This is a genomic window from Pigmentiphaga sp. H8 (assembly GCF_003854895.1).
Classification (GTDB): Bacteria; Pseudomonadota; Gammaproteobacteria; order Burkholderiales; family Burkholderiaceae_B; genus Pigmentiphaga.
In genome coordinates this window covers 2,249,735-2,273,718 of sequence record NZ_CP033966.1, presented here as the reverse complement: position 1 = coordinate 2,273,718, position 23,984 = coordinate 2,249,735, and the positions used below count along the sequence as shown (strand labels likewise).

Sequence of the window (23,984 nt, the reverse complement as noted above, 5' to 3'; positions counted from 1 at the left end):
CCGGCCAGGCGCCTCCGGCCGCCTCGAAAATATGGCATGATGCGCGCACGCCCCGCCAGGGGTACTGCAATCCATGTCCGGAGGTACGCCATGCTGTCTCTTCTCGGAAGTCTTCTGGTGGGCCTGGTCGTCGGCCTGCTCGCACGCGCGATCAAGCCGGGCGACGACAGCATGGGGTGGCTCATGACCATCGTGCTCGGCATCGCCGGCTCGCTCATCGCCGGATATGCCGGCCGCGCGATGGGCTGGTACCAGCCGGGCGAACCGGCCGGATGGATCGCCTCGGTGGTCGGCGCTGTCGTGCTGCTGCTGATCTACGGCATGATCCGGAAAAAGTCCGCCTGAGCCTCGCGCCGGCGGCGCCGGCGCCCCTACCTCCGCCTCCGTAACAAAACGTGTCCGCATGTGACGAATGCGGCTGCTTGCGCCTCCATAAAAGACATTCTCAAGAATGGGGGCATGCATGCCATCACCGGCACGGCCAACGAACCGTCGCGCGAGGTGAACTTCCCGTCCGACGATCGCAGCATCGTTCCAAAAAAGGAACGATGCATGCCATTTTTGCCTACTAAAAATTTTTTAGCATCACGAATATGCTCTTTCACACGGCACAAGCATCCGCTAGCCGCCGACCACCAAGGAGAGAGCACCATGAGCACCCCCGCCAATTTCCAAGGCCAACGTCCCGTCATCGACCCCGCAGACTCCGTCATGCTGCTGATCGATCACCAGAGCGGCCTGTTCCAGACCGTGGGCGACATGCCCATGCCCGAACTGCGCGCCCGCGCCGCGGCGCTGGCCAAGATGGCCACCCTGAGCAAGCTGCCCGTCATCACCACGGCCTCGGTCCCACAAGGCCCCAACGGCCCGCTCATCCCTGAAATCCACGCCAACGCACCGCATGCCCAGTACGTGGCGCGCAAGGGCGAGATCAATGCCTGGGACAACCCAGACTTCGTGGCTGCGGTCAAGGCCACCGGACGCAAGACCCTCATCATCGCCGGCACCATCACCAGCGTGTGCATGGCCTTCCCCGCCATCAGCGCGGTCGCCGAAGGCTACAAGGTGTTCGCGGTGGTCGACGCCTCCGGCACCTACAGCAAGATGGCGCAGGAGATCACGCTGGCGCGCGTGGTGCAGGCGGGCGTGGTGCCCATGGACACCGCGGCGGTGGCCTCCGAACTGCAGAAGACCTGGAATCGCGACGACGCCCAGCAGTGGGCCGAGGTCTACACCAAGATCTTCCCCGCCTACCAGTTGCTGATCGAAAGCTACACGAAGGCGCAGGAAGTGGTGAAGAACAACGAGGTGCTCGACTCGCAGCGCGCTTAACCGTCCCCCTGGCGGCCGCCTCAGGCCGCCAGGAAATCCAGCACCATCCGGTTGAACTTCTGCGCGTGCTCCCACTGCGCCCAATGGCCGCAGCGGCTGAACACGTGCAGCTCGGCGTCCTGCAGGCCGGCCAGCAGGCGCAGTCCGGTGTCCATCGGCACGAAGCGGTCGTCCCGGCCCCAGATGACCAGGGTCCTGGCCGCGACCTCGCCCAGTCGCGCGCCCACGTCGGGAAACTGGCGGGGGTGGGCCTGGCTGCTCTTGACGAAGTTCTCCAGGTGGTCGCGGCGGGACAGCATGTTGTCCAGCCGTGCCTGGAACAATTCCTCGGTCAGGCTGGCGGCGTCGTAGACGAACACGTTCATCATCCGCTTCAGGTTCTCGATGGTCGGATCGCGGTACAGCGCGCCGATCAGCTTGATGCCTTCGGTGGGCATGGGAACAACCGGGCTGACCCCGCCCGTCCCGCCGCCCATCAGGACCAGCCGGCCCACGCGCGCCGGATGCGCCAGGGCAAAGGCGACGGCGCTGTGGGCGCCCATGGAGTTGCCGACCAGGTGCGCCCGTTCCAGCCCGAGCGCATCCATCAGGCCCGCCAGCGCGCGCGCGTTCAGGTCCGAGCGCGAACCGGCGCAGACGATGGCGTCGCTCTTGCTCCAGCCGGGGAAGTCCAGCAGGATGACCCGGTAGCCGGCATCGGCGAACGGTTGGACGTTGCGGTGGAAATTGGCCCAGCCGCTGGCGCCGGGCCCCGAACCGTGCAGCATGATCACGGCCTGGCCGCCCGCGCCCGTGTCGTTGTAGTGCAGGCGCAGCGGCTGGCCGTTCTCGATGAACTGCACGTAGCGGCTGGTGGCGGCTTCGGTCAGCGGGAGGTTCGTTTGCGTCATGGTCGTCTCTCGTTCGTAGGCAATGCGGTGAAAGGGCCCTGCTGTGTCATCAGCATCAGGCCGAAACCGGCGATGTATTCGGGAATGGCCCGGTAGTACCGGAAAACCGGCGCCTGGACGCGCCCGGTCAACGCCGCGCGCGCGACCAGCCAGGTCTTGGACTCATGGGCCGACGCGCCCGCCTCGCGGGCGATGGCGGCCTCCGGCCACGCGCACAATTCGTCCAGGCTGCCCGCCGGCCCCGCCAGCGCGTCCATCCAGCGGCGGTCCCAGTCCGGCGCCAGGGGCTTGACCGTCCCGGCACCCTCGGCCAATGCGCGCCCCGCCGCCATCACGCGCCGGGTCTTGGCCTCGCGCTCCTGCGCCGTGGCCTCGCGCGGCACGGTGATCCGTTCGCGCACCTCGGGATCGGGATGATCCAGTGTCGGGACCGGCGGCTCGTGCGACAGTCCGCCCGAGCCGATCAGCAGCACGCGCCGCGGCACGCCGTCCAGGAAGTCGCCGATGGCCCGGCCCAGGTCCCGGCACCGGAACAGGCGCGGAATGCCGGGCGGCGCGACGGCATTGACGAACACCGGCACCACGGGCGGCGTATCCAGCCCTCCCCACAGCAGTTGCAGCGGCTGGGCAAAACCGTGGTCCACCTCCATGCGCCGCGAGACGGCCGCATCGAACCCGCGGTCCATCAGGGCATCGGCCATCTCCAGCGCCAGCGGGGCATCCACCCGCAAGAGGCCCGCCGGAGACAGATAGTCGCCCACGGCCCGGGCCTGCGTGCCGATGCAGAACGGCGGCATCAGTCGATTGAAGAAGCCGTTGTAGTGGTCGGGCGCTATCAGCACGACCAGGTCCGGCGCATAGGCCAGGACCAGGTCGCGCACTCGCGCGATCGCCGCCTGCAATTCGGCTCCGGCCTGCGCCGGCACGGGGTTCAGCCCCATCAACGGGGAATGCGACATGCCCAGGAAGGCCCGGTCGCCCATGGCATCCGTCCTCGTCACCGCGCGCGGTCCAGGAGGTTCGCCAGGACCGTGTCGAGAACGGCGCCCGCGCTCGCCGGGTCCAGCCCTTCCCCGCTGTGCCGGCGCCACGCCACGATGCCGTCCGGGCGCACCAGCAGCGCCCCGGACTCCTCGATCTCGCGCAACGCCTGCCACGTGCAGTAGGAATCGAGCGCGCCCGGCTCGCCGATCACGACCGCTCTCAGGAAAGGCAGGTCCATCTCGGTGGCCGCCGCTTTCCACGCCTGGCCCGCAAGGCCGGTGACCAGGGTGAACTTGCCCCGGCCCACCACATCCAGCGTCGACACCCGGCGTCCGTCGCCCCCCACCAGCCAGGCATGGGGCAGCTTGGCGCCGGGGCGCGTGCTCGCCTGCGCATGCAGTTGCGGATCGCGCGCCCAGGTTTCCTCGGCCGCGTCCGGATCCGCCATGACCGCCGCCGACGCATAGCGCTGGTTCAGTTCCACGCCCTGCGCGTTGAACTCGTAGTTCTTGAGCCTGAGCGCCTCGGCCAGGGCCGCGCGCCGCGCCACGCCCTCGGCATCGGGCGACGCCAGCCGCGCCAGGCCCGCCGCGACCGGATCGGCGGCGCCGGGTTCGCGGAAGCACTGGTTCAGTGGACCGTAGTCCAGCCTGGACTGATTCGCCCGGGCAACGATCTGCGCGCCCACCGGCGCGCGTTCCAGCGAATAGGAAGCCAGCAGGCCCGCCCCGGCGTGGCCGCGCAGCACGAATGCGAGTTTCCAGGCAAGGTTGAAGGCGTCCTGCATGCAGGTGTTGGATCCCAGCCCGCTGGAGGGCGGATGGCGATGCACCGCATCCCCGCCGCAGAAGACCCGCCCCTTCGAATAGACCGGCGCGTGCGCCTGGTTCACGTACCAGACCGAGGCATTGTCGATCTCGATCTCCAGGTCCGGATCGCCCACCAGGATGCGGACCTTCCGGCGGATTTCCTCGGGCGAGAAATCGGGCTCTCCCTTCTCCATGTCGAAGCCCCAGCCGGCTATCCACTGGCTCCACGGCTCGATCGCGCGCAGCAGGCCCAGGCCGATCTCGCCGAACGCCGCGTTGGACGTGGCGATCCAGTACAGGATGCTGGGGCGGTGGGCCGCGTAGCGCGACAGGTCGGCCCGGAACAGCACGTAGGCGGTCGCCGCCCGGGCCAGCTGCCCCCGCAGCTCCAGCCCGGCATCGTCCATGACCTTGGAGCGGGCGCCGTCCGCGCCCACCAGGTACCGTGCGCGAACGGCGTATTCCCGCCCCGAGAGCACATCCCGCAGGCGGACCGTCACGCCGTCCGCGTCCTGCTCGTGCCCCAGGTACTCGGTATTGAACGAGAAGACGGCGCCGCGCGCGGCGGCATGCCTGACCAGCATGGGCTCCATCTTGTTCTGCGGCAGGTCCAGCATCGGGCAAGGGCTGGCCTGCAGATAGTCGCCGATGCGCTCGTCGCCGGTCCCCCACGTGCGCAGCCGCGCGATCTCGGGGCCGGCCAGGCTGGTGGTGAACAGGGTGTCGCCCATCCATTCCCAGGGCGTGGCCTGGCGGCGAGCATCATCCTCCAGGCCCAGATCGCGCAGCACCTCCATCGCGCGCTGGTTGGTGATGTGCGCGCGGGGCGTGTTGGCGGTCCAGTTGTATCGGTTCACCACCTGGACGCGCACGCCGTAGGTGGCCAGCGCCAGCGCCGTGGTGGCGCCCATGGGGCCGGAGCCGACCACCAGCACGTCGGTCTGAAATGCTTCCTGCTTCACTGTCGTTTCCCTTTCTGGGCTATTTGAGGGTGGCCTGCAGCACGTCGCCGTAGGCCTTGATGTCGTGGCGCAGACGTGCGGCGAGCTCGGCCGGTTCCGCGGGATAGGGGTCGCCGGTCAGCGCGAACTTTTCCTTCATCGCCGGCTGGCGCAGCGCCGCGTTGAACTCGCGGGTCAGCCGGTCGACCACGGGTTGCGGCGTTCCCGCCGGCACGACGAACATGAAGTAGTTGGTGATCTCCAGGCCGGGATAGCCGCTCTCGGCCAGCGTGGGTACGTCCGGCAACAGCGGATGGCGCTTGCCGCCCAGCGTCGCCAGCGGCACCAGCTTGCCGGTCTTGATGTAGGGCTGGGCGAAATGCACGGGCATCAGCATGGTCTGGATCTGCCCGGCCAGCAGGTCCGTGTTCGCCGGGGCAAGTCCCTTGTAGGGCACGTCCACGAAGTCCGCGCCGGTCAGCTTGCGCAACTGGTGCAGGTGCACGAACCAGGGGCTGCCCGGGCCCATGGTGCCGAAATCGACGCCCTTGCCCGCGGTCGACAGCCGCACCAGTTCTTTCACCGACCGCGCCGGCACCTTGGGATTGACCACCAGGACCAGCGGCACCAGCGCCACGCCCGATACCGGCATGAAATCCTTCACCGCGTCGTAGGGCACCTTGGCGCCCAGCACCTCGTTGGCATGCGGCAGATGGGCCATGGCCTCGTTGATCGCATGCGAGTCGGTGACCAGGCCGATGGTGTAGCCGTCGGCCGGCGCGCGGGCGACGGCATCCGTCCCGATGATCGTTGAGGCGCCGGGGCGGTTGTCGACGATGACGGTCTGCCTGAGGCTGGCCGACACCGCCTCGGCCAGCGCCCGCGCCGCCGAATCCGCGTTTCCGCCAGCCGGATACGGCACCACGATGCGGATCGGCCTGGCCGGCCATTCCTGCCCGAACGCGGGCGTGAGGGTCGCGGCGGCCAGCGCCGCCATCGTGCAGAACGCACGTCGAATGGCATTCATGTCGTCTCCTTGGTTCTCGCCGGCGATGCCGCCGCGTCGAATGCGGGAGGAAGTCTGATGCCGCCCCATGCCCCTGTATAGTAGGTGCACCTGGTGCCCCATCAAACGAAAAACCATGTATTTGCTTACTGGAAAACCCGAGGATTCGGCCTACAAGGAAGTCCGTGGATTGAGCCGGGGACTGGCGGTATTGCGGGCGCTGAACGGCATGCCGGGAGGCATGGGCGGCGTGGTCGAACTGGCCCGGCTGACCGGCCTGCATCGCACGACCGTCAAGCGCCTGCTGGAGACCCTCAGGCAGGAAGGCCTGGTCCACCACAAGGACGATGGCGCGCTGTACGTGCTCAGCTTCGAGGTGCGGCGGCTGGCCGAAGGCTACGTCGGCGCGGACTGGATCGACCGGGTCGCCTCGCCCGCCATGGCCGCGCACCTCAGCGCCCTGTCCTGGCCCAGCGACCTGGCCACGCCCGACGGCGGCTTCATGATCGTGCGCGAATCCACGCATCGCGCCAGCCTGCTGTCCCAGCACCGGGCCACCATCGGCACCCGCATCGCGATGCTGACCTCGGCCATCGGCCGTGCCTGGCTGGCCTATTGCTCGGACGAGGAACGGGAAGCGACCCTGTCGCTGCTGCGCGAACGCGGCGACGCCATCGGCGCCGTCGCCCGCGACAAGGCCTATGTCGGCCGCGTGCTGCGCGAGACCCGGCGGCGCGGCTATGCGGTCAACAAGGGGGAACTGGTCAACGAGGAAAGCGTCGCGGCGATCGCCTTCCCCGTGCGCCTGAGTGGCCACGCCATCGGCGCCATCAATCTCGTCCTGCAGCGCAACGTCGTCCCGGATCGGGAAATCTCGTCCCGCTACGTGCCGCTGCTGCGCATCCTGGCCGAAGAGATATCAGTCGGCGCGACGCGGCTGTCCCAGCGCGGCGATCCGTCTTAGCGCGAACGAGGCCATCGGCTGCAGCAGGCCGCGAAAGGCTTCCTCGGATAGCGGGTGCGACAGCAGGAAACCCTGCGCCTCGTCGCAACCCAATTCGGTCAGGAAGCGCATCTGCGTTTCGCTCTCCACGCCCTCGGCCACCACTTCCATGTGCAGCGCGTGCGACAGCGTCACGATGGCCGACAGCAGTGCCCGGGCCTCGGCCTCGTTGCGGTCCAGCTCCGAGGTGAACAGCCGGTCGACCTTGATCTGCTTGACCTTGAACCGGTGCAGATAGGCCAGGCTCGAATAGCCCGCGCCGAAATCGTCGATCGCGATGTCGAAGCCGCGGGCGCGGAAGCGATTCACGATCTCGGCCGTGCGTCCGGCGTTCAGCATGGCCACGGTCTCGGTGATCTCGAACATCACGAGGCGGGGCGGCACTTCCTGCTCGGCCAGGATGTCCTCGACACGCCCGATCAGGTCGGGCACGTTGAACTGGATGGGCGACAGGTTGATCGAGATCTGGACCGGCTCCAGCCCGCGCCGCCGCCAGTTGGCGATGCAGCGGCACACTTCGCGTATTACCCAGTCGCCGATCTGGACGATCTGCCCGGAGCGCTCGGCGATGGTGATGAACTCCATGGGCGCCACGCTGCCGAAGGTCGGGTGGTGCCACCGTATCAGCGCCTCCGCGCCGCAGATCGCGCGCGTGGCCACGCCGAACTTGGGCTGGAACACCAGGCTGAACTGCCCTCCCTCCAGCGCCGCCTCCAGGTCCTGTTGCAGCATCAGCGTCCGCGCCGCGTTGGCATGCATGCCCGGCTCGAAGAAGCAGTAGGTGTTCCGGCCTGCCTGCTTGGCGCTGTACATGGCGGCATCGGCGCAGTCCAGCAGCGCCTCGCTGTCGCGCGCGTCTCCCGGGTGCATGGCGATCCCCATGCTCGCGCTGACCCGCAGGCGCGCCTGGCAGCCGACCATGTCGTCCCGCAGCACCCGCAGCAGCTTCTTGGCCACGGATGCCGCGTCTCCCGGCGCCGATATGCCCCGCAGCAACATGACGAACTCGTCGCCGCCTATGCGGGCGACCACGTCGTCCTTGCGCACGTGCGACGACAGCACCTGGGCACAGCCCTTGAGCAGGTCGTCCCCCACCGCGTGCCCGAGCGAATCGTTCACCGTCTTGAATCCGTCCAGGTCCAGGAAAAAAACCGCGAATGCCGTCTTGTCGCGCCCCGCGGCCTGGATCGCCTGGTTCATCTGCTCGACCAGCATCAACCGATTCGGCAGCCCGGTCAGCGCATCGTGCATGCTGAGATATTGCAGCTGCCGGTTGGCCCGCCGCAGCGAGTCGGCCAGGCTGTTGGCCCGCCAGCCCAGCACCAGCAGGGTCCCCAGCAGCACGGCCAGCGACGATCCGGACACCATCATCGCCAGCCAGTTGGGATCGAGCTGGCTGGCCGACAGGCAGACGCTGCCGGGCGCGAACTGCGCCGCGCTCATGCCGGTATAGTGCATGCCGGTAATGGCGATGCCCATCACCAGCGCCGCGCCCAGGCGCTTGAAGCCGATGTTGGGCTCGTCCGAACCGCGCAGCGTGACTCCCAGCCACAACGCCACGACCGACGCCACGATGGCCAGGCCGATCGAGGCCAGCACGATCCCGGGCACATAGCTGACCGCCGGCGCCATGTCCAGCGCCGCCATCCCCGTGTAGTGCATGCCCGCGATGCCCAGCCCCATGGCCACCCCGCCCGCCACGCAGCAGCGCAGACGGAAGCGGCCGCTGGCCGAGACGGCCAACGCGAAGCCGGACACCAGGATCGCGATCAACAGGGACAGCACCGTGGGCCAGAGCGCGTATCCCAGCGGAATGGGCAGCGAAAAGGCCATCATCCCGATGAAGTGCATCGACCAGATGCCCACCCCCATGGCGATGGCGCCGCCCACCAGCCAGGGCAGCCGGCGCATCCACCCGGGCAGGGACGCGATCCGGCCGGTCAGCTCCAGCGCCGTATAGGCGGCCAGCGAAGCGACGACCAGAGAAAGAAATACCAGCAGGGGGTTATAGACACCGTGCATGACCGTCGTCCCGGATGCGTATCTATCATTGTTGTCGGGGGCAGGCTGGAGAACCCGCCCTTCTTATAGCAAAACATCCCTCCGCCCGTCACGCGTTTGGCTCGGGAAGCTCAGGCTCCCGAACTGCGCCGGACGGCCCAGCCGGGCTCCTTCCCCACCACCCTGTTCCGGCCCAGGCGCTTGGCCCGTGCCAGGCGCTCGTCCACGGTCGCGTAGGCCAGCTCGAACGAGACGGCGTGCTCGAAGCTGCCCACGCCCAGGCTCACGGTGCATTGCAGCTCCGGCGCGATGTCCGAGAAATCCTGCGCGGCCGCCGCCGCGCGCAGCCGCTCGGCCACCCGCTTCGTCTCGTCTTCCGAGGCCTCGGGCAGAACGACCATGAACTCCTCCCCGCCGAACCGGCCCACCGCGTCGCCCGTGCGTATGCCCTGCTCCATGACCGCCGCCAGCCGCTTCAGTACCGCATCTCCCACCGGGTGGCCGTAGCGGTCGTTGATCCCCTTGAAATGATCCACGTCCACCATGATCAGGCCATAGCTTGCGCACAGGGGCAGGCGTGCCGCCAGGAATTCGCCCAGCCCCGACCGGTTGTTCATCCCCGTCAGCGGATCCCGGCGGCTTGCCTGGCTCAGGCTGGCGATGGTCCGCACCGACGTCAGGCCCAGCATCAGGAAGGCCACCGCTATCCCGAAGAAATAGAAGCTGGTCTGCGTGACCTCCCAATAGAGCGAATGTTCGTAGCCGTAGCGGTCGGCCGGCTGCGTGGCAAGCATGGCTCGGGGGAACAGGCTGAGCGAGCACGCGGCCACGCACCAGAACAGCAGGCGCTCCAGGGCGGTTCCCCGCGCCATATGGCGGACCTGCCACTGCGCCAGCAGGAACACCAGCGCGGCGGCGATGTGCGTGGTCGCCACCCGCAGCCGGAACAGCGCTTCGTCCTGCGCGCTGGCCATGCGGATGGCCAGCATGACCGCCAGCACGAGCACGGCCGGCAGCCAGGGCAGCCGCCTATCCTCCAGCGCCGTCAAGCCTCGCGCGAAGCAGAAGATCGCGCTGGCGTAGGCCACGCCCGTCAACGCGATGTTGGCCTGCAGCCAGGGCGGCCACAGCAGGATCTGCATGGATATGCCGCTCGCGTAGCAGGCAAAGCCCACGGCGAAGTACAGGAATTGCGGCTGGCGATGCGCGTAGCGCCACGCGCCATAGAACATGGCCGCCAGCAGGAGCGCGATCAGGGGATGGGCGAGCGCAAGCAAGGTGTCGTTGTTGTTCATGATGCCGCACTCGGTATGGGACGGCTGCCGACCGGCCCACGCCGGTCTCCCGGGAGCCTGGCCGGGTCGGTGCCCATTGCCGACGACCGGCCTCCTCGGAAGACATGATAGCGACACCGGACAGGCCGCGGTTCAGCCAGTACCCCCGGCGCAACACCGGGGAAACTACGGGTGGAACACGAGGCGGCCGCCCGGGCTATGTCGCGGTATTCGCCTTGGGGATCAACTCCGCGCGGGCGGCATGCCAGCGGCGCATCGCCGCTTCATGGCTTCGCATGCCCTGCGGATCGAAATCCGCGGCCGGCGCCGGATCCAGGTCGAAATTCCCGTGGCGGTCCACGCCTCGTACCAGGCTGGCGGACAGGCGCTGGCGGCTGTCGCACCGGCAGTGGGCGGGAATATAGCTGATACCCAGGCCGATGCGCCGGTCCGGCGAGCGGTTGGGCATGGAATTGTGGAAAAGATAGGTGTGATGCAGCGAGAACTGCCCGGGCTGGAGCTGCATCAGGTCGATACGGGCATCGTCGGGCACGTCTAGCCGCTGGCCCGTCTTCAGCATGTTGCCGGCATCCCCGCCAGCCGCGTGCCGCTGCTGCCCCCCCGCGTGGCTGCCGGGCACCACCTGCACGCAGCCGCTTTCCCGGTTGCTGGGGGACAGCGCCACCCAGGCGGTCACGTGCTCGGCGGGATCCAGGCCGAAATAGGTCGAGTCCTGATGCCAGCTGACAAACGCATCGGTGTGCGCCTCCTTGATCCAGCAGGTCAGGTGGAAGAGCAAGATGTCCGGGCCGATCAGGTCCTGGACGGCATCGAGCACGCGTGGATGGCGGACGATGTCGTCCACCCACTTCAGATAGAGATGCATCTTGCGGCGCCGATCCGCGGACAGTCCCCCGCCCGACCGCTCTGCGGACTCCAGCAGGTCGCGGTAGCCGCGCGCCTGCTCCGGCGAAAAGGCCTCCACCGGACTGACGTACCCCTCGCGCGCGTACGCGTCGATCTGTTGATCGCTCAGCATCCTGGCCCTCCGCTCCTTGCGTTTCCCGGCATCCTGCCCGGGGTCAATCACGGGCCGTCGCCCCCGTCATGGTCACCGCTTCCGTCCAGAATGCGCGTTCGCGCTTCAGGCGGGCCTCGCCGGCGGCCGGATCCATCGTTTCGACGATGCTGGCCGCCTTGTCCAGCGCGGCGACGTAGTCGGACGAGGCGGTAACCCTGGCCATGGCCTGGCTCAGCCGCTCGAACACCTCGGGCTTGACGCCCGCAGGCGCCACCATCGCGAACCAACTCGGCGCGTTCAGTTCCGGAAAGCCAGACTCCACCAGCGTGGGCACGTCCGCCAGCGCGCGGATGCGCTCGCTGGTCGTGACCGCCAGGGCCTTCACGCTGCCCTCCTTCACCATCTGGGCGGCCAGGGCCGAGCCCGTGAAACAGAACCCCAGGCGTCCCGCCACCAGGTCCACCATCAGCGGCGCGCTGCCCTTGTAGGGCACGTGCAGGAACTTCATCCCGCCCGCCTTGGCGAGCATCTCGGTCGTCAGGTGCGACAGCGAGCCGACACCGTTGGACCCGTAGCTGACGTCGCCGGGATGGGCCTTGACGTAGGCGACGAACTCCTTGATGCCGGCCACCGGCACCGTCTTGGGATTGATGACCAGCACGTTGGGCATCGACGCGATCATCGACACGAAGCGGAACTGCTTTTCCGCGTCGTACGGCAGCTTGCGATAGAGCGGCTTGTTGATCGCCAGGATGGCCTGCCCCGCCACCAGCAGCGTGTAGCCATCGGCCGGCGCGCGGGCGACGTAGTCTGCGGCGATGTTGCCGCCGGCACCGGCCTTGTTCTCGACCACCACCGACTGCCCCAGCTCGGCCGCCAGGGCGTGCGCCGCCAGGCGGCTGACCGTGTCGGCCGACCCGCCGGCGGGAAACGGGCAGACCAGCGTCAACTGGCGTGTCGGATAACCCGTTCCGCCCGCCGCGCCGCGTGCGCCGCCCGAGAAGGCCGATGCGGCAAGAGGCGCCGCGGCCAGCAGCAGGCGGCGGCGTGCGTTGACATGAAGCGAATCGGAGACAGTACCCATGGACGGCCTTGAAGGGAAAGTGACGACATGGGGAACGCACGCCGGGCGGCGCCCCTTGGATTTTCGGTTCAGAATAAACCTTGGTTCCTCGAACTATCAACACTTTATCTATGTACTAGAGATTTACCCTCACAAAATCATCAAAAATTCTCTAATTATTGGAAACAAACCATATAAAAAAGAATAAAGTGTAGACATTTAAATGCCTCGGAATCTCTTATGGAATCCTCCCGCCTGCCCCTGTCCGGCCGGATCGCGATCGTGACCGGCGCCGCGGGCGATCTGGGAGCCGCGATCGCCGGCCGGTTCCTGCTTGCCGGCGCCCGCGTGGCCTGGCTGGATCGAGACCGGGCCGGAGCCGAGGCGCGCGCCCGCCTGGGTCCGGCTCCGGAACGCAGCGTGGCGCTGGGCTGCGACGTGGCCGATGCCGATTCCGCGCGCCAGGCCGTCGAGGCCACCGCTGCTCATTTCGGCGCGCTGCATATCCTGGTCAACAATGCGGCCATCGTCTCGCCACGACTGCCTATAGGCGAACTGGGGGTAGATGACTGGCGGCGGGCCCTGGACGTGAACGTGACCGGCGCCTTCCTGATGGCCAAGTGGGCCATTCCCCACCTGCTGCGCGCGCCGGGTGCCGTCGTCCTGAACATCGCGTCCCAGCTCGGGCACGTGACCAATCCTGGCGCGGGCGCCTACAGCGCCAGCAAGGCCGCGCTGCTGGGCCTGACCCGCTCGATCGCGGTGGACTACGCACAGCAGGGTCTACGCGCCGTCAGCCTGTCTCCCGGCTCGGTCATGACCAGCCGGCTTACCCGCCGCTACGGCAGCGAAGCCGCGGCGAGCGCCCGGCTGGCCCCCCGCCATCCCCTGGGCCGCATCGCCACCCCGGCCGAGATCGCCGAGGCCGCGCTGTTCCTGGCCAGCGACGCGGCGGCCTTCGTCACGGGCACGGACCTGCTGGCCGATGGCGGGTATACGGCGGTGTAGCCGCTAGCCCGCGAATCCCAACTGTCCGGACAGCTCCCGCCCGGCGCTCTTGAGTACGTCCACGGCGGGATGGTCCTGACCGAATCCATCGTCGTGGCTCATCATCGTGAGCGCAAGCACAATGGCGCCCCGCGCATCGAACACCGGCACGCTGACGGCATGGACACGGCGTTCGAATACGCCGTTCAACAAGGAATCGCGCACGGCCGCCACACGCGTGGCGCGGACCTGTGCCAGCATATGCTCGGCTTCGTCGCGCAGGCCGGACTCGTGGCCGACGCGCCAGGCCTGTTGCAGTTCCGCCTCGATCCGGGGTGCCATCTCGGCCTGGCGGCCGAAGGCGGCGAAAACCTTGCCGGTGGCCGATCCCAACAGCGGCATCACCATGCCGCAACGCAGCTTCAAGTCCAGCGGACGCGACGACTCGTTGAACCAGATCATCGTCGGCCCCATGTTGCCCCAGACGCCCAGGCCAACCGTCAGATCCGTCTTCCGAAAGACCTCGTCCAGCACCCCCCGGGCGGCATGGACCGCGCCCAGCTCCGCCACGCTGCCGGACAGGTCGACCTGATGGTCGTGAGGCTGCACCACCATGTACTTGCCCAACCCGAACGCCAGCGGCTTCCGGTCGTTCGTAACGATGTTCTCCACCCGCCCCAGGAACAGGACATGATCGCCTCCTGGATAGGTCGCCTCCAAGCAGCACTCCAGATGCGCGGCGCAGCCCTCGATCAACGGGACTCCGCCCAGTCCGCCAGACCAGGCGATGGCGTCGAACCGCCCTTCGCCCGGCCTGGCGAACAGGTTCGACACGTGGACCTGGTCCTGGGCCAGGATGTTGACGACGAATCTCTTCGCGCCGCGATACGCCTCGAAGCTGCTCGAACTGGTGCGCAGGCTCCAGACGATCAAGGGCGGATCCAGGGACACCGAAGTGAACGAATTAGCCGTCATGCCCTGCAATCCGCCCTGCCGATCAATGGCGGTAACGACCGTCACGCCGGTGACGAAGGACCCCAGACAGCGGCGCAGAGCGGCCGGATCGATGGTGTTCATGCTCCCAGCTCCTCGTCCACGCCTTCGACCGCGACGATGTCCACAATGGCGGCGCCAGCCCGCTTCGCCCGGGCGGCCTGGTATTCCACCGAGCTGTAGTAGGCGACCGCCTGGGCAAGGCTGGGAAACTCCAGCACCACGTTCCGCGGCCTGGCTTCACCCTCGAGCTCGACGTACGCACCGGCCTTGGCCAGCACCTTGCCTCCATGGAGGCGCGCCGCTTCCGCCGAGACGCGTGCATACGCCGCGTAGGCTTGCGGGTCGGTCACCTCCACCCGCGCGATCACATATCCCTTCGCCATGTCTCCTCCTGTCCGATTCCAGGGCTCTCCACCTTCGTGCGGATGGCGCCATTCCTTATAAACTAACAAACTTAATTAAGTTACTTATATTTAAGACCACAAAAAAACCGGCCTTGGACATGCCGCGGCCGGCCTCGCCCTGCCGTCATTTCACTGAAGCGGACTTCCGTGGCTGTCCACGTCCCGCCCGGGCAGGTGCCCTGGCGGGCCGGCTCGCGGCCACGAACATTTCCTGACGCTGCCGTTCTCGCACGAACGATTCGACGATCTCGACCGCTCTTTCGCTGGAAGGCAGCAATTGCCCCAGGCGTTCGAAGAAATCCAGGAATTCTTCCCGGCTGAAATCTCCGAACAGGATGTCGTTGATCTCCCGCTGATACGGCGCCAGTTCGGCCAGGCGCTCCTCGCCCTGACGCGTGACGCGCAGCACGACGCGGCGCCGGTCCTCGGACGAAGGAATCTTCTCGATCAATCCCTGCTTCTGAAGCTGATTCGTCTCCATGACCACGAATGGACTGCTCTTCCTGATCAATCGCGCCAGCTCCCCCACGCCTATGCCCTGGCCGTCATTGACTCGCGCGATCACCATGATCAATTCATGCTGGGGTCCGGAAATACCGATCAGTTCGCCATAGCCTATCCGCAGCGCATCGATGTTGTTCGATATCGCCATCAGGGTATGGATCGTCTTGCGGAACGTGCTGTCCGAGCGATTCACCAACAACTCGCGCCGGGAAACTGTGACCGTTTCCGGCCGCGACGCTCCTCCCAGGGAACTTATCTGGTCTTTCAACCGATCCTCCAAGCGACAGCACTCCAACCAGGCTCTGCCACTGACTGCGGCCTCGCCGGCTGGAAGATATGTCAGTAGCTTCGCTAAGTCGCTTAGATTAGCACAGGCCTCCTGGCATCCCACGGGCTTCCTCCTCGGATGGACGGCCGGCATCACACGCCCAGATACCTCGCCAGCATGTCACGGTCGGCCAGAGCTTCTGGCGATGCGCCCTCCCAGACGACGCGTCCCTTCTCCATGAAATAGCAGCGGTCCGTGCTTTCCAGCACCGACCGGTAATTTCTGTCCACCAGCAGGCAAGCCATCCCCGCCTCCTTCACCCGGTCCACGGTGGCCCAGATTTCCCTCATCACCAGCGGCGCCAACCCCTCGGTCACTTCGTCGATCACCAACAGGTCCGGGTTCGTCATCAGCGCGCGTCCGATGGACAGCATCTGCTGCTCGCCGCCCGAAAGCTGCGCGCCACCGTTGCCCAGGCGCTCAACCAGCCGCGGGAACAGGTCCAGCACCCGATCGAGACTCCAGTCCTGCCGGCCATCGGGGCCCCGGCGGGCAGCCACCTTCAGGTTCTCCAGCACCGACAGGGAAGAAAAGATCCCCCTGCCCTCGGGTACATAGGCCACGCCCAGCCGGGCGATCCGTTCCGGCCTCCAGCCATCGACCCGCGTTCCTCCTACCTTGATCTCCCCGCTCATCTTGGCCTGCAATCCCAGGCAGCTCTTGATCAGCGTGCTCTTGCCCATGCCGTTGCGGCCCAGCAGGCCGACGGATTCGCCCCGGCCGACGATCAGGTCCACTCCGTGGAGGATGTGGCTGTCGCCATAGAAGCCATGGATGTCCCTGGCCAACAGATTCGGCGCAGCGCGCTCAGCAGGCGGCATGTTCCTCTCCCAGATAGGCCGCGATCACGGCTGCGTCGGTTCTTATCCGCTCGGGGGCGCCGCTGGCGATGACCTGGCCATTCACCATCACCGTGATCTGGTCCGCTACCTTGAAGACCGCGGACATGTCGTGCTCGACCAGCACGATCGCGTGGTCGCGCTTGAGGTCGAGCAGCAGATCCAGCATGCGGACGCTTTCCTCCAGGCCCATGCCCGCCAGCGGCTCGTCCAGCAGCAGCACGCGGGGTTCATGGGCCAGGCACATGGCCACTTCCAACTGCCGCTTCTGCCCGTGGCTCAATGCGCCGGCCAGGCGGCCCTGTTCGTGCAGCAGCCCAGCCTTGCGCGCCGCCGCCTCGCGGCGGCGGTTGGTCGAGTCGCAGGCGCTTGCCGGACGCAGGACGGTCCAGGGCTCCTGCTCCAGCGCCTGCGCGGCCAGCCGGATGTTCTCGCCCACGGTCAAGCCCTCGAACAAGGTATTACGCTGATAGGTGCGCCCCAGCCCCGCCCGCGCCCGGTATGGTTGGGCGAACCGGGAGATATCCCGTCCATCCAGGCGAACCACCCCCTGGTCCGCGCGGATCTCGCCCGCCAGCAGGCTCAACAGCGTCGACTTGCCCGCCCCGTTGGTGCCGATCACCGCATGAATGGAACAGGGCGCCACCTCCAGCCGCACATCGCTGACCGCCTGTAGTCCCCCGAACGCGCGGGACAAGCCATCGCACTGAAGCACCACGCCGGTCATGCCGTCTCCCTTGCCTTGGGCCGCATCCACTTCTCCACCAGGCCGGCGAAACCCTTCGGCCAGCAGGCCACGATCAGGATGATCGCGATACCGAACAGCAACAGCCAATGCGCCGCGAGGGGCCCCATCACGTCCTCGGACGACAGGACCTCCTGGAGCAGCACATAGATCGCCGCGCCGCACACCGCTCCCCACAACCGTCCAATACCGCCGATGATCACCATCAACAGCACCACGCCCGACTTCTGCCAGCCCATCATTTCCGGCGAAGCCGCGCCATGCTTGGCGCAATACAGAAACCCCGCCAGGCCGGCCATCGCGGCGCCTATCGTGAACACGGCAAGCTTGTAGCGATAGGGCAGATACCCCACCGCCGCCATCCTGCGTTCGTTCGAACCAATACCCTTCAGCGCCCGCCCGAACTTCGCTCGCAGCAGCACCACCGCGATGACGATGCACCCTACCAGCGACACTAGCGCCCCCAGGAACAGCACCGTCGTACCTTCGAAGGCGAATTCCAGCCCCGCCCACGACGCGATGTCGAGTTCCCGCCCCAGGTACATGCCGTCGCTGCCGCCCACCAAGGGCGTGTCGTGCGCGATGTGGTACATCATCTGGGCGAACGCCAGCGTCACCATGATGAAATAGACATGCCGCGTGCGCAGCGACAATGCACCGACGAAGGCGCCCACCGCCGCCGATGCCACGACTGCTCCCGCCCCGACGGCCAGGAGGTTGTCCACGCCCAGGTACTTCTGCAGCACGACGACGGCATAGGCTCCCACGCCGAAGAATGCCGCCTGCCCGAAACTGACCAGGCCTGTCGTCCCTAGCACCAACTCCATCGATATCGCCAGAATGGCGAAGATCATGACCGTGGTAAGCACGTCCAGGTAGTACTCGGGCAACAGCCACGCGGCGGCGGACAACGCCAGCAGGCTCGCCGTCACGGCGATGCGCCGATACTTGCGTTCAATCATCTTGCGCCCCCCAGCAAACCCGTCGGTTTCCATAGCAGCACGACCGTCATCAGCAGGTACACGCCGACACTGGCGAAATCCGGCAGGAACACCTTGCCGAAGGTATCGGTAAATCCCACCAGCAGCGCGGCGATGAAGGCGCCAAGGACCGATCCGATCCCCCCGATGACGACCACCACGAAGCTGATGATCAGGACACCGTTCCCCATGCCCGGAAACACCGACGACGATGGCGCATCGAGCATGCCCGCGACGGCGGCCAGCATCACGCCCATCGCGAACACGATCCGGAACAGACCGGGTACGTCTATGCCCAGTGCCCGCGTCATGTCGCGATTGTCCGCGCCCGCCCGGATCCGCATGCCCAGCCGGGTCTTCTGGATCAGGATGTAGAGCCCCAGGCTGAACGCCACGCACACGGCCATGACTACCAGGCGGTACAGCGGATAGTCGATCACGCCCGCGATCGATACCGGCCCCGCCAGCGCCTGCGGCACCGGCACGCTGTGGACGTCGTTGCCGAAGGCCAGGCCTCGCAGCTCTTCCAGCACGATGATGAGCCCGTACGTCATCAATACCTGCTGCAGGTGGTCCCGGCCGTACAGGAAGCTGAAGAACAGCCATTCCAGCAGATAGCCGAACGCCAGCGCCAGGAGCATGCCCACCACCACCGTCACGGCGAAATTGCCGCCCCAGTATGTCGCCGCGACGGGCGTCAGCGCGTAGATCAGATACGCGCCGACCATGTAGAGCGCACCGTGGGCCAGGTTGATCACGCCAAGGATCCCGAAGATCAACGTCAGGCCGCTCGCGATCAGGAACAGGAGCAGCCCGTACTGCACGGCATTCAGGCATTGGACCAGGAAGATCGTGGGATCCATCTCGGCACGCCCTTACCTGGCCGCCATGGCGCAGCCGTCCGACGGGCTGCCCACGCCCTTCGCGGCGATGCTGGTGTAGCGGTTCTCGCCGCTGGCGACGGTGCGCGTATAGATGTCCTGCACCGGGCTGTGCGCCTTTGAAAGCTTGAAGGCGCCGCGCGGGCTGTTCACCGTCATGGTTTCGATCGCCTTGACGATCCCGGCCTGCTTGCCCAGGTCGCCGCCGGTCGCCTTCAGGCCATGGGCTAGCATCTGCGCGGCATCGTAGCCTTGAACGGCATATACGTCGGGACCGGCTCCGTATGCCTTGGCATAGGCGGCGCGAAACGCCTTGTCCACCTCGCTGTTCAGCCCGTCCGCATAGTGCAGCGTGGTCTGCAAGCCTTCGGCGGCCGCCCCTTCCGCCTGCAGCACCCCCTCGGTCAGGAATCCCGATCCGATCAGCGGAATGGTCCGGCCCAGTCCCGCCGCGGCATAGTCCTTGACGAACTTGACGGCACCCGCGCCGCCGAAGAAGGCATAGACGGCATCGGGCTTGAGTGCTGAAATCTGCGTCAACAACGCCTGGAACTCGGTGTTGGGGAAAGGTACCGTCAGGTCCGACACCACGCTTGACCCCGACCCCTTGATGCCTTCCTTGAATCCGCGCAGCGACTCCTCGCCCGCCGTGTATTTCCACGAGACGGTCACGATGCGCTTGTAGCCCTTCTCCACCGCCAGCTTCCCGGCCCCGTAGGCGGGCTGCCAGTTCGAGAACGAACTGCGGAAGATGTTCGGCGCGCACATGGCTCCCGTCACTTCGTCGGTGCCGGCATGGGGAATGATCAGCAGCGTCTTGGACGACTTCGCCGCCTTGGCCATGGCCATGACGACACCGGAGTGCACGGTGCCTACGATCACATCGACCTTGTCCCGCTTGATCAGCTTATTGACGTTGTCGCTGGCTTTCGATGGCTCCGACTCGTCGTCCACGCGGACGTAGGTCACCGTCTTGCCGGCCAGCCTGCCGCCCTGCTCATCGATGTGCAGCTTGAATCCCTTCTCAACGGCTTCTCCCAACTGGGCGTAGGTGCCCGAGAATGGCAGCATCAAGCCGACCTTGATCTCGTCCGCGGCCAAGACCGGCACGCTCGCGCAAGCAGTGGCAAGGCTGGCGGAGACGGAGAAAAGACGTTTGGCGAACACACGCTTCATGACTGGTTCCTTGGTCGATTGTCAGTGGTTGAGCAACAGGGAGCCGAAACCCGGCACCTTGTCGTGAATTCCGCTATCACGCAGCGCGTGCCAGTAGATGGCGGTATTGATCGCGATGACAGGCTTGTCGAGCCAGAACTCCGCCATGCCGGCCACCTGAGCCGCGGCGAGATTGGTCCCCACCTGCACGATCGCCTCGACGGACGGGCCGTTGACCCGGTTGATGGCGTCCCGCAGCTCCCGCTGGGACACATGCGCGATCTGCACCGGGCTCGTGCACTTGAGCCCTTCCAGCGCAACGATCTCGAACCCCGCGTCCTCGAAAAACCGGCGCACCTGCGTATCGCCCAGCGGCTGGTAAGGCGTCACGACGGCGATTCTTCTGATGTCGCCATAGCAGCGCAACGCCTCGATCACGGCGTCTGAACCCATGGTCACAGGTTTGCCGCCCGCGATGGCGCGCATGCGCTCCATCAGCTTCCTGCTGCCGTCCATCCCGTCCCAGAAGGTCTCGGACGACATCCCCAGCACCAGCCGGTCGGGCTGGCAGGTCATCACCACGCGCGCGGCCTCGTCCATGGAAGCCCGGATGTTGTCCATCAGGCGCGCGAAGCCGTCGTCATCGTGGATCGGCTCGTCGGGGATATACAGGCGGCCGAAGTGGTTGGTCACGCCGTACGGACGCATGTCGTCCATTTCCGGCTGGACCGATGTATTGGTCGAAGGGGCGATGATCCCCAACCTCAGCCTGAATCCCAAGCTGTCTGCCATACCCTGCTCCCGGTGATGAGTGATCTGTACCGTTCAGACGAGCGCGGCCAACATGCCGCGCACGTCCCCACTGCCGACCACGTCGGCATATTTCTGCGCCATATCGAACAGGTTCGCTTCGTGAGGCTCCGGCGCCCGATCACCCACGCAGTCGGCCGCCACCACGACCCGCATCCCCGCTCCCATCGCGTCGACCACGGAGGCGCGCACGCACCCCGACGTCGTACAGCCGGCGACGATCACGGTATCCACGCGCCGCATGGCCAGCCAGGCCGCCAGGCCGGTCTGGGCGAATGCCGACGGAAGCCGCTTCCGAACGATCAGTTCGTCCGTGCGCGGACTCAGCGCCTTGACGATCTGGCTGGCCGGATCGTGTTCCGTGAGCCGCAGCAAGCCCGGAACCTTGCGGGTAAAGGCATTGCCGTCGGAACCGTCGTCCGCATAGACGACACGCGTATGCACGATGGGAAGTCCTTGCTGCCGGGCGAAGGCCAGCAGGTCCACCGTCGCCGCGATCGCTTGCGGAATGTTGCCGCCGCCGAACACGCCGGGATCGGCGAAACCCTGGACGAAATCGACGATCAACAAAGCCGGCGCACGGCCCATCCCCAACTGGCCGCCGAACCCCTGCGCGGCATAGATACTCGTATCGCCACTCATGCGCCGACTCTGGCTGGTTGCTCAGCCGCGTTGCCGGGAACGCCGTAGGTCTCCATGAAGCCATCCACCATGCCGTGCAACTGGCCCCAGTCTGCGTGCACGTAGCTATAGTTGCGCACGATGAACGAGGCCCCCGCATAGAATTTCTCGTACTGCTGGTGGCGGCCGGCGAACTCCGAACCGACGATGTCCCAGGCGAGCTTGAACAGCTTCATTCGTTCGATATGGCCAAGCTGGGGGGTATCCCAATTGGCTGCGAACCGGGCGGCCAGCTCCTCGTCCTCGAGCACGGAAATGTTCGCCGGCATCTGGAACACGCCTCCCCCGCACAACTCCCGCACCTTGTCCACGATCTCGGAATAGGTCTCGGTGCACCAGTTCAGCGCGGCATAGACGTGGCGCCGGTTGAAGCACTTCCATCCGCCGTCCGGATAGTCCTCTGCCGCATGGATCTGCCCCTGGATGGTGCCGCCCAACATGCCTTCCAGGGCGGCCAGCCGCCCTATCGCTTCCTTGACCGCGGGCACCTGGTCGGCACCGGTCGCCTGGGTGATCCGGCTGGCCAGGCCGACCAGGAACTGCAGCTTCGACAGGAAGCGCACGTTGGACTGGTGATTGCCATAGGCATGCGCGGCCGTCCTGACATAGATCTGCCGGGCCAGGTCCGGCGAGTTGTGCACGAAGACCCGTTCCCAGGGCACCAGCACCTCGTCGCAGATCAGCATCGCGTCGGACTCGTCGAAGCGATGGCTCAATGGCCCCTCGAAGTCATTCGGCGCGTTCGGCTCCATGGGCTTGCGCGCCCACAGCGCCAGTCCGCTGGCATTGCACGGCACCGCGCAGGTGATCGACTCGGCGGCCTGGTCCGGTGCGAGCGGCAGGATGTTGCCGATCCAGATCTCGTTGGCGAACAACGCCCCGGTGGCCAGCATCTTCATGCCGGAGATGACCACCCCGGCATCCGTTTCCCTGACGACGCGCAGCGACGGCGACGTAAGGTTGCGCAACTTGTAGAACTCCGGGTTGCGCGAGCTCTGCGGCGACAGGACCGCATAGGTCGCATAGCCATCTGTCTTGCGCAGATGCTCGTAATACCGGTCCAGGTTGTCGGCATAGGGGCCGAGCACGTCCTTGGCCAGCGTCATGCCGGTCACGAACGAGGACACATGATCGGGCGAGCGGCCGAACATGCCCAGGCTGGCATCGGCAATCAGCTTGTGGGTCTGATAGCGCTTGTCCAGGTCTTCCCGCGACCTTGCCTTCAGATAGTAGGAACTGAAGGCCTCGCCGTTTTCCTCCATGACCGCGAACCGCCCGTGCGCGGGATCCCGCTTGAGGTCGAACAAGCCGGCGATGGTCTGCGCCGCATTGCGAAAGTAGGCATGCGTTGTCACGTCATCGATTCTTTCGCTGCCGACGTAGACGACACGCCCGTCCCGCAGGCTATCCAGATGTTGCTTTGCTGTCTTGAGCACGAGTCGCCTCCGAACGATGCCCTATATAATTCATCAATTTACATAAGCTACTTATCAATATAAAAATCAGGAGTGCGCACGGAAATAGGGATGAACCCTAGTCAGTGCGCACAGTCTTTCTCAACGCCGACCCTTTATGCGCCGCGACATGGCTGGTCTTGTCGCTCTGGATCTCGTACTGCGGGTCATCCCCGCTGGCGCGGTGCGTGTGGCCCTTGTAGTCGAAGTCCTTCGTGTGCACCCGGATGATGGTGCCGCTGACGATACCCGCCTCGGAATTCCAGCTTACGTGGTCGCCCACCTTGAATCGGTCCGCCATGGCGTTCCTCCTGTCTGCGCGCGCCGGCGGCTCAGGCGTTCGGCGCGTACGTCAATGTGCCGTCCTGGATCCGCGCCGCCGACGTGTACGGATGGACTTCGCTCTTGCCGGCGCCCAGGATGTGCCTCACGCAGACATCCCGCACTTTCAGGTAGTCGGCGATCAGCGACCGGTGGCATCGCCACCACACGGCTTCCGCGCACATGATGGCGGTCCGCCGGCGGCGAGCCAATGCCAGCAGGCGCTCGATGCCTTCGCGAAAGGCATCGGTCTCCATGTAGTCCGCGTAGCCGCGGAACGACGGATTGCGCCAGACGGTGTTGTGGGAGTCCGCCAGGGGCGGACGGCGGCCGCCCAGTTCCGGCAGCGGCACGTATTCCACCCCGGCCTGCGCGAGCGCATGGCGCAGCGCATCCGGATTGAAATGGGGGTACTTGCGTGACCCCGCATGCCGCCGCACGTCGGCGATCGCCTGGATGTCATGGGTGGCCAGCATCGCCAGGAACGTTTCCAGGGAATGCGTGGAATGCCCCACCGTCCATACTTCCAACCCTGCCGTCTCCATCGCGCGCCCCCCTTCCCTTCGAATGACTCC

Annotated in this window: 25 protein-coding genes; 4 read left to right on the top strand and 21 right to left on the bottom strand. The window is 66.4% G+C overall.

Annotated elements, in window-relative coordinates:
- Window positions 1–90: 90 nt before the first annotated feature.
- Window positions 91–345 carry a GlsB/YeaQ/YmgE family stress response membrane protein gene (locus EGT29_RS10745; RefSeq protein ID WP_124689019.1) on the top strand — a complete coding sequence of 85 codons (255 nt, stop codon included), beginning with the start codon at window positions 91–93 and terminating at the stop codon, window positions 343–345.
- A gap of 306 nt (window positions 346–651) precedes the next feature.
- Window positions 652–1,332 carry an isochorismatase family protein gene (locus EGT29_RS10740; RefSeq protein ID WP_124689018.1) on the top strand — a complete coding sequence of 227 codons (681 nt, stop codon included), beginning with the start codon at window positions 652–654 and terminating at the stop codon, window positions 1,330–1,332.
- A 20-nt stretch (window positions 1,333–1,352) separates the two neighbouring features.
- Here EGT29_RS10740 and EGT29_RS10735 read toward each other — a convergent pair whose 3' ends face one another.
- The 4 genes from EGT29_RS10735 to EGT29_RS10720 are packed head-to-tail and all read right to left on the bottom strand — an operon-like array spanning window position 1,353 to window position 5,983.
- Window positions 1,353–2,222, bottom strand: coding sequence for an alpha/beta fold hydrolase (locus EGT29_RS10735; RefSeq protein ID WP_124689017.1), 870 nt, complete (start codon window positions 2,220–2,222; stop codon window positions 1,353–1,355).
- Window positions 2,219–3,205: a 3-carboxyethylcatechol 2,3-dioxygenase gene (locus EGT29_RS10730; protein WP_202865610.1), complete on the bottom strand. Its 987-nt coding sequence runs from the start codon at window positions 3,203–3,205 to the stop codon at window positions 2,219–2,221. The genes EGT29_RS10735 and EGT29_RS10730 overlap by 4 nt, the downstream gene beginning before the upstream one ends.
- A 14-nt stretch (window positions 3,206–3,219) precedes the next feature.
- A complete protein-coding gene (locus EGT29_RS10725; protein WP_238160361.1) occupies window positions 3,220–4,977 on the bottom strand; it encodes an FAD-dependent monooxygenase in 1,758 nt (585 codons plus the stop codon).
- A gap of 19 nt (window positions 4,978–4,996) precedes the next feature.
- Window positions 4,997–5,983: a tripartite tricarboxylate transporter substrate binding protein gene (locus EGT29_RS10720; RefSeq protein WP_161567780.1), complete on the bottom strand. Its 987-nt coding sequence runs from the start codon at window positions 5,981–5,983 to the stop codon at window positions 4,997–4,999.
- A gap of 115 nt (window positions 5,984–6,098) precedes the next feature.
- Here EGT29_RS10720 and EGT29_RS10715 point away from each other — a divergent pair, with 115 nt between their 5' ends.
- Window positions 6,099–6,926, top strand: coding sequence for an IclR family transcriptional regulator C-terminal domain-containing protein (locus EGT29_RS10715; protein WP_161567779.1), 828 nt, complete (start codon window positions 6,099–6,101; stop codon window positions 6,924–6,926).
- Here EGT29_RS10715 and EGT29_RS10710 read toward each other — a convergent pair.
- The 4 genes from EGT29_RS10710 to EGT29_RS10695 all read right to left on the bottom strand — a co-directional run bounded on the left by EGT29_RS10710 (window position 6,882) and on the right by EGT29_RS10695 (window position 12,345).
- Window positions 6,882–8,987, bottom strand: a complete 2,106-nt coding sequence (locus tag EGT29_RS10710; RefSeq protein ID WP_124689014.1) for a bifunctional diguanylate cyclase/phosphodiesterase — start codon at window positions 8,985–8,987, stop codon at window positions 6,882–6,884. The two genes, EGT29_RS10715 and EGT29_RS10710, sit on opposite strands and share 45 nt — an antisense overlap.
- A gap of 110 nt (window positions 8,988–9,097) precedes the next feature.
- Window positions 9,098–10,261: a GGDEF domain-containing protein gene (locus tag EGT29_RS10705; RefSeq protein WP_124689013.1), complete on the bottom strand. Its 1,164-nt coding sequence runs from the start codon at window positions 10,259–10,261 to the stop codon at window positions 9,098–9,100.
- A 196-nt stretch (window positions 10,262–10,457) separates the two neighbouring features.
- A complete protein-coding gene (locus EGT29_RS10700; protein WP_124689012.1) occupies window positions 10,458–11,279 on the bottom strand; it encodes a phytanoyl-CoA dioxygenase family protein in 822 nt (273 codons plus the stop codon).
- A gap of 43 nt (window positions 11,280–11,322) precedes the next feature.
- Window positions 11,323–12,345 (bottom strand): tripartite tricarboxylate transporter substrate binding protein, encoded by a 1,023-nt coding sequence (locus tag EGT29_RS10695; protein ID WP_124689011.1) that lies wholly within the window; start codon window positions 12,343–12,345, stop codon window positions 11,323–11,325.
- Between the two features lie 219 nt (window positions 12,346–12,564).
- Here EGT29_RS10695 and EGT29_RS10690 point away from each other — a divergent pair, with 219 nt between their 5' ends.
- Window positions 12,565–13,332, top strand: coding sequence for an SDR family NAD(P)-dependent oxidoreductase (locus tag EGT29_RS10690; protein WP_124689010.1), 768 nt, complete (start codon window positions 12,565–12,567; stop codon window positions 13,330–13,332).
- A gap of 3 nt (window positions 13,333–13,335) precedes the next feature.
- Here the strand turns inward: EGT29_RS10690 and EGT29_RS28460 are convergent, their stop codons facing one another.
- From EGT29_RS28460 to EGT29_RS10625, 13 genes are all read right to left on the bottom strand, one after another.
- Window positions 13,336–14,388: a flavin reductase gene (locus tag EGT29_RS28460; protein WP_161567778.1), complete on the bottom strand. Its 1,053-nt coding sequence runs from the start codon at window positions 14,386–14,388 to the stop codon at window positions 13,336–13,338.
- Window positions 14,385–14,690, bottom strand: coding sequence for a DUF1330 domain-containing protein (locus EGT29_RS10680; RefSeq protein WP_124689009.1), 306 nt, complete (start codon window positions 14,688–14,690; stop codon window positions 14,385–14,387). Before EGT29_RS10680 ends, EGT29_RS28460 begins: the two co-directional genes overlap by 4 nt.
- 145 nt (window positions 14,691–14,835) lie before the next feature.
- Window positions 14,836–15,483, bottom strand: coding sequence for a MarR family winged helix-turn-helix transcriptional regulator (locus EGT29_RS10675; protein WP_124689008.1), 648 nt, complete (start codon window positions 15,481–15,483; stop codon window positions 14,836–14,838).
- Window positions 15,484–15,635: 152 nt separating this feature from the next.
- Complete coding sequence (locus tag EGT29_RS10670; protein ID WP_124689007.1) at window positions 15,636–16,364, bottom strand: ABC transporter ATP-binding protein; 729 nt, start codon at window positions 16,362–16,364, stop codon at window positions 15,636–15,638.
- A complete protein-coding gene (locus EGT29_RS10665) occupies window positions 16,351–17,109 on the bottom strand; it encodes an ABC transporter ATP-binding protein (protein WP_124692299.1) in 759 nt (252 codons plus the stop codon). The genes EGT29_RS10670 and EGT29_RS10665 overlap by 14 nt, the downstream gene beginning before the upstream one ends.
- Entirely contained in the window at window positions 17,106–18,089 is a 984-nt protein-coding gene (locus tag EGT29_RS10660) for a branched-chain amino acid ABC transporter permease (RefSeq protein ID WP_161567777.1), read from the bottom strand. Before EGT29_RS10660 ends, EGT29_RS10665 begins: the two co-directional genes overlap by 4 nt.
- Complete coding sequence (locus tag EGT29_RS10655) at window positions 18,086–18,970, bottom strand: branched-chain amino acid ABC transporter permease (protein ID WP_124689005.1); 885 nt, start codon at window positions 18,968–18,970, stop codon at window positions 18,086–18,088. Before EGT29_RS10655 ends, EGT29_RS10660 begins: the two co-directional genes overlap by 4 nt.
- Before the next feature lie 12 nt (window positions 18,971–18,982).
- Window positions 18,983–20,164, bottom strand: coding sequence for an ABC transporter substrate-binding protein (locus EGT29_RS10650; RefSeq protein ID WP_124689004.1), 1,182 nt, complete (start codon window positions 20,162–20,164; stop codon window positions 18,983–18,985).
- A 21-nt stretch (window positions 20,165–20,185) separates the two neighbouring features.
- Window positions 20,186–20,935, bottom strand: a complete 750-nt coding sequence (locus EGT29_RS10645; RefSeq protein ID WP_124689003.1) for an arylmalonate decarboxylase — start codon at window positions 20,933–20,935, stop codon at window positions 20,186–20,188.
- A 33-nt stretch (window positions 20,936–20,968) separates the two neighbouring features.
- On the bottom strand, window positions 20,969–21,595 hold the full coding sequence (locus EGT29_RS10640; RefSeq protein ID WP_124689002.1) for an isochorismatase family protein: 627 nt from the start codon (window positions 21,593–21,595) through the stop codon (window positions 20,969–20,971).
- Complete coding sequence (locus tag EGT29_RS10635; RefSeq protein WP_124689001.1) at window positions 21,592–23,070, bottom strand: 4-hydroxyphenylacetate 3-hydroxylase family protein; 1,479 nt, start codon at window positions 23,068–23,070, stop codon at window positions 21,592–21,594. Before EGT29_RS10635 ends, EGT29_RS10640 begins: the two co-directional genes overlap by 4 nt.
- A gap of 97 nt (window positions 23,071–23,167) precedes the next feature.
- Complete coding sequence (locus EGT29_RS10630) at window positions 23,168–23,389, bottom strand: DUF2945 domain-containing protein (RefSeq protein ID WP_124689000.1); 222 nt, start codon at window positions 23,387–23,389, stop codon at window positions 23,168–23,170.
- A 31-nt stretch (window positions 23,390–23,420) separates the two neighbouring features.
- Complete coding sequence (locus EGT29_RS10625; protein WP_238160359.1) at window positions 23,421–23,939, bottom strand: DUF488 family protein; 519 nt, start codon at window positions 23,937–23,939, stop codon at window positions 23,421–23,423.
- Between the last annotated feature and the right edge of the window lie 45 nt (window positions 23,940–23,984).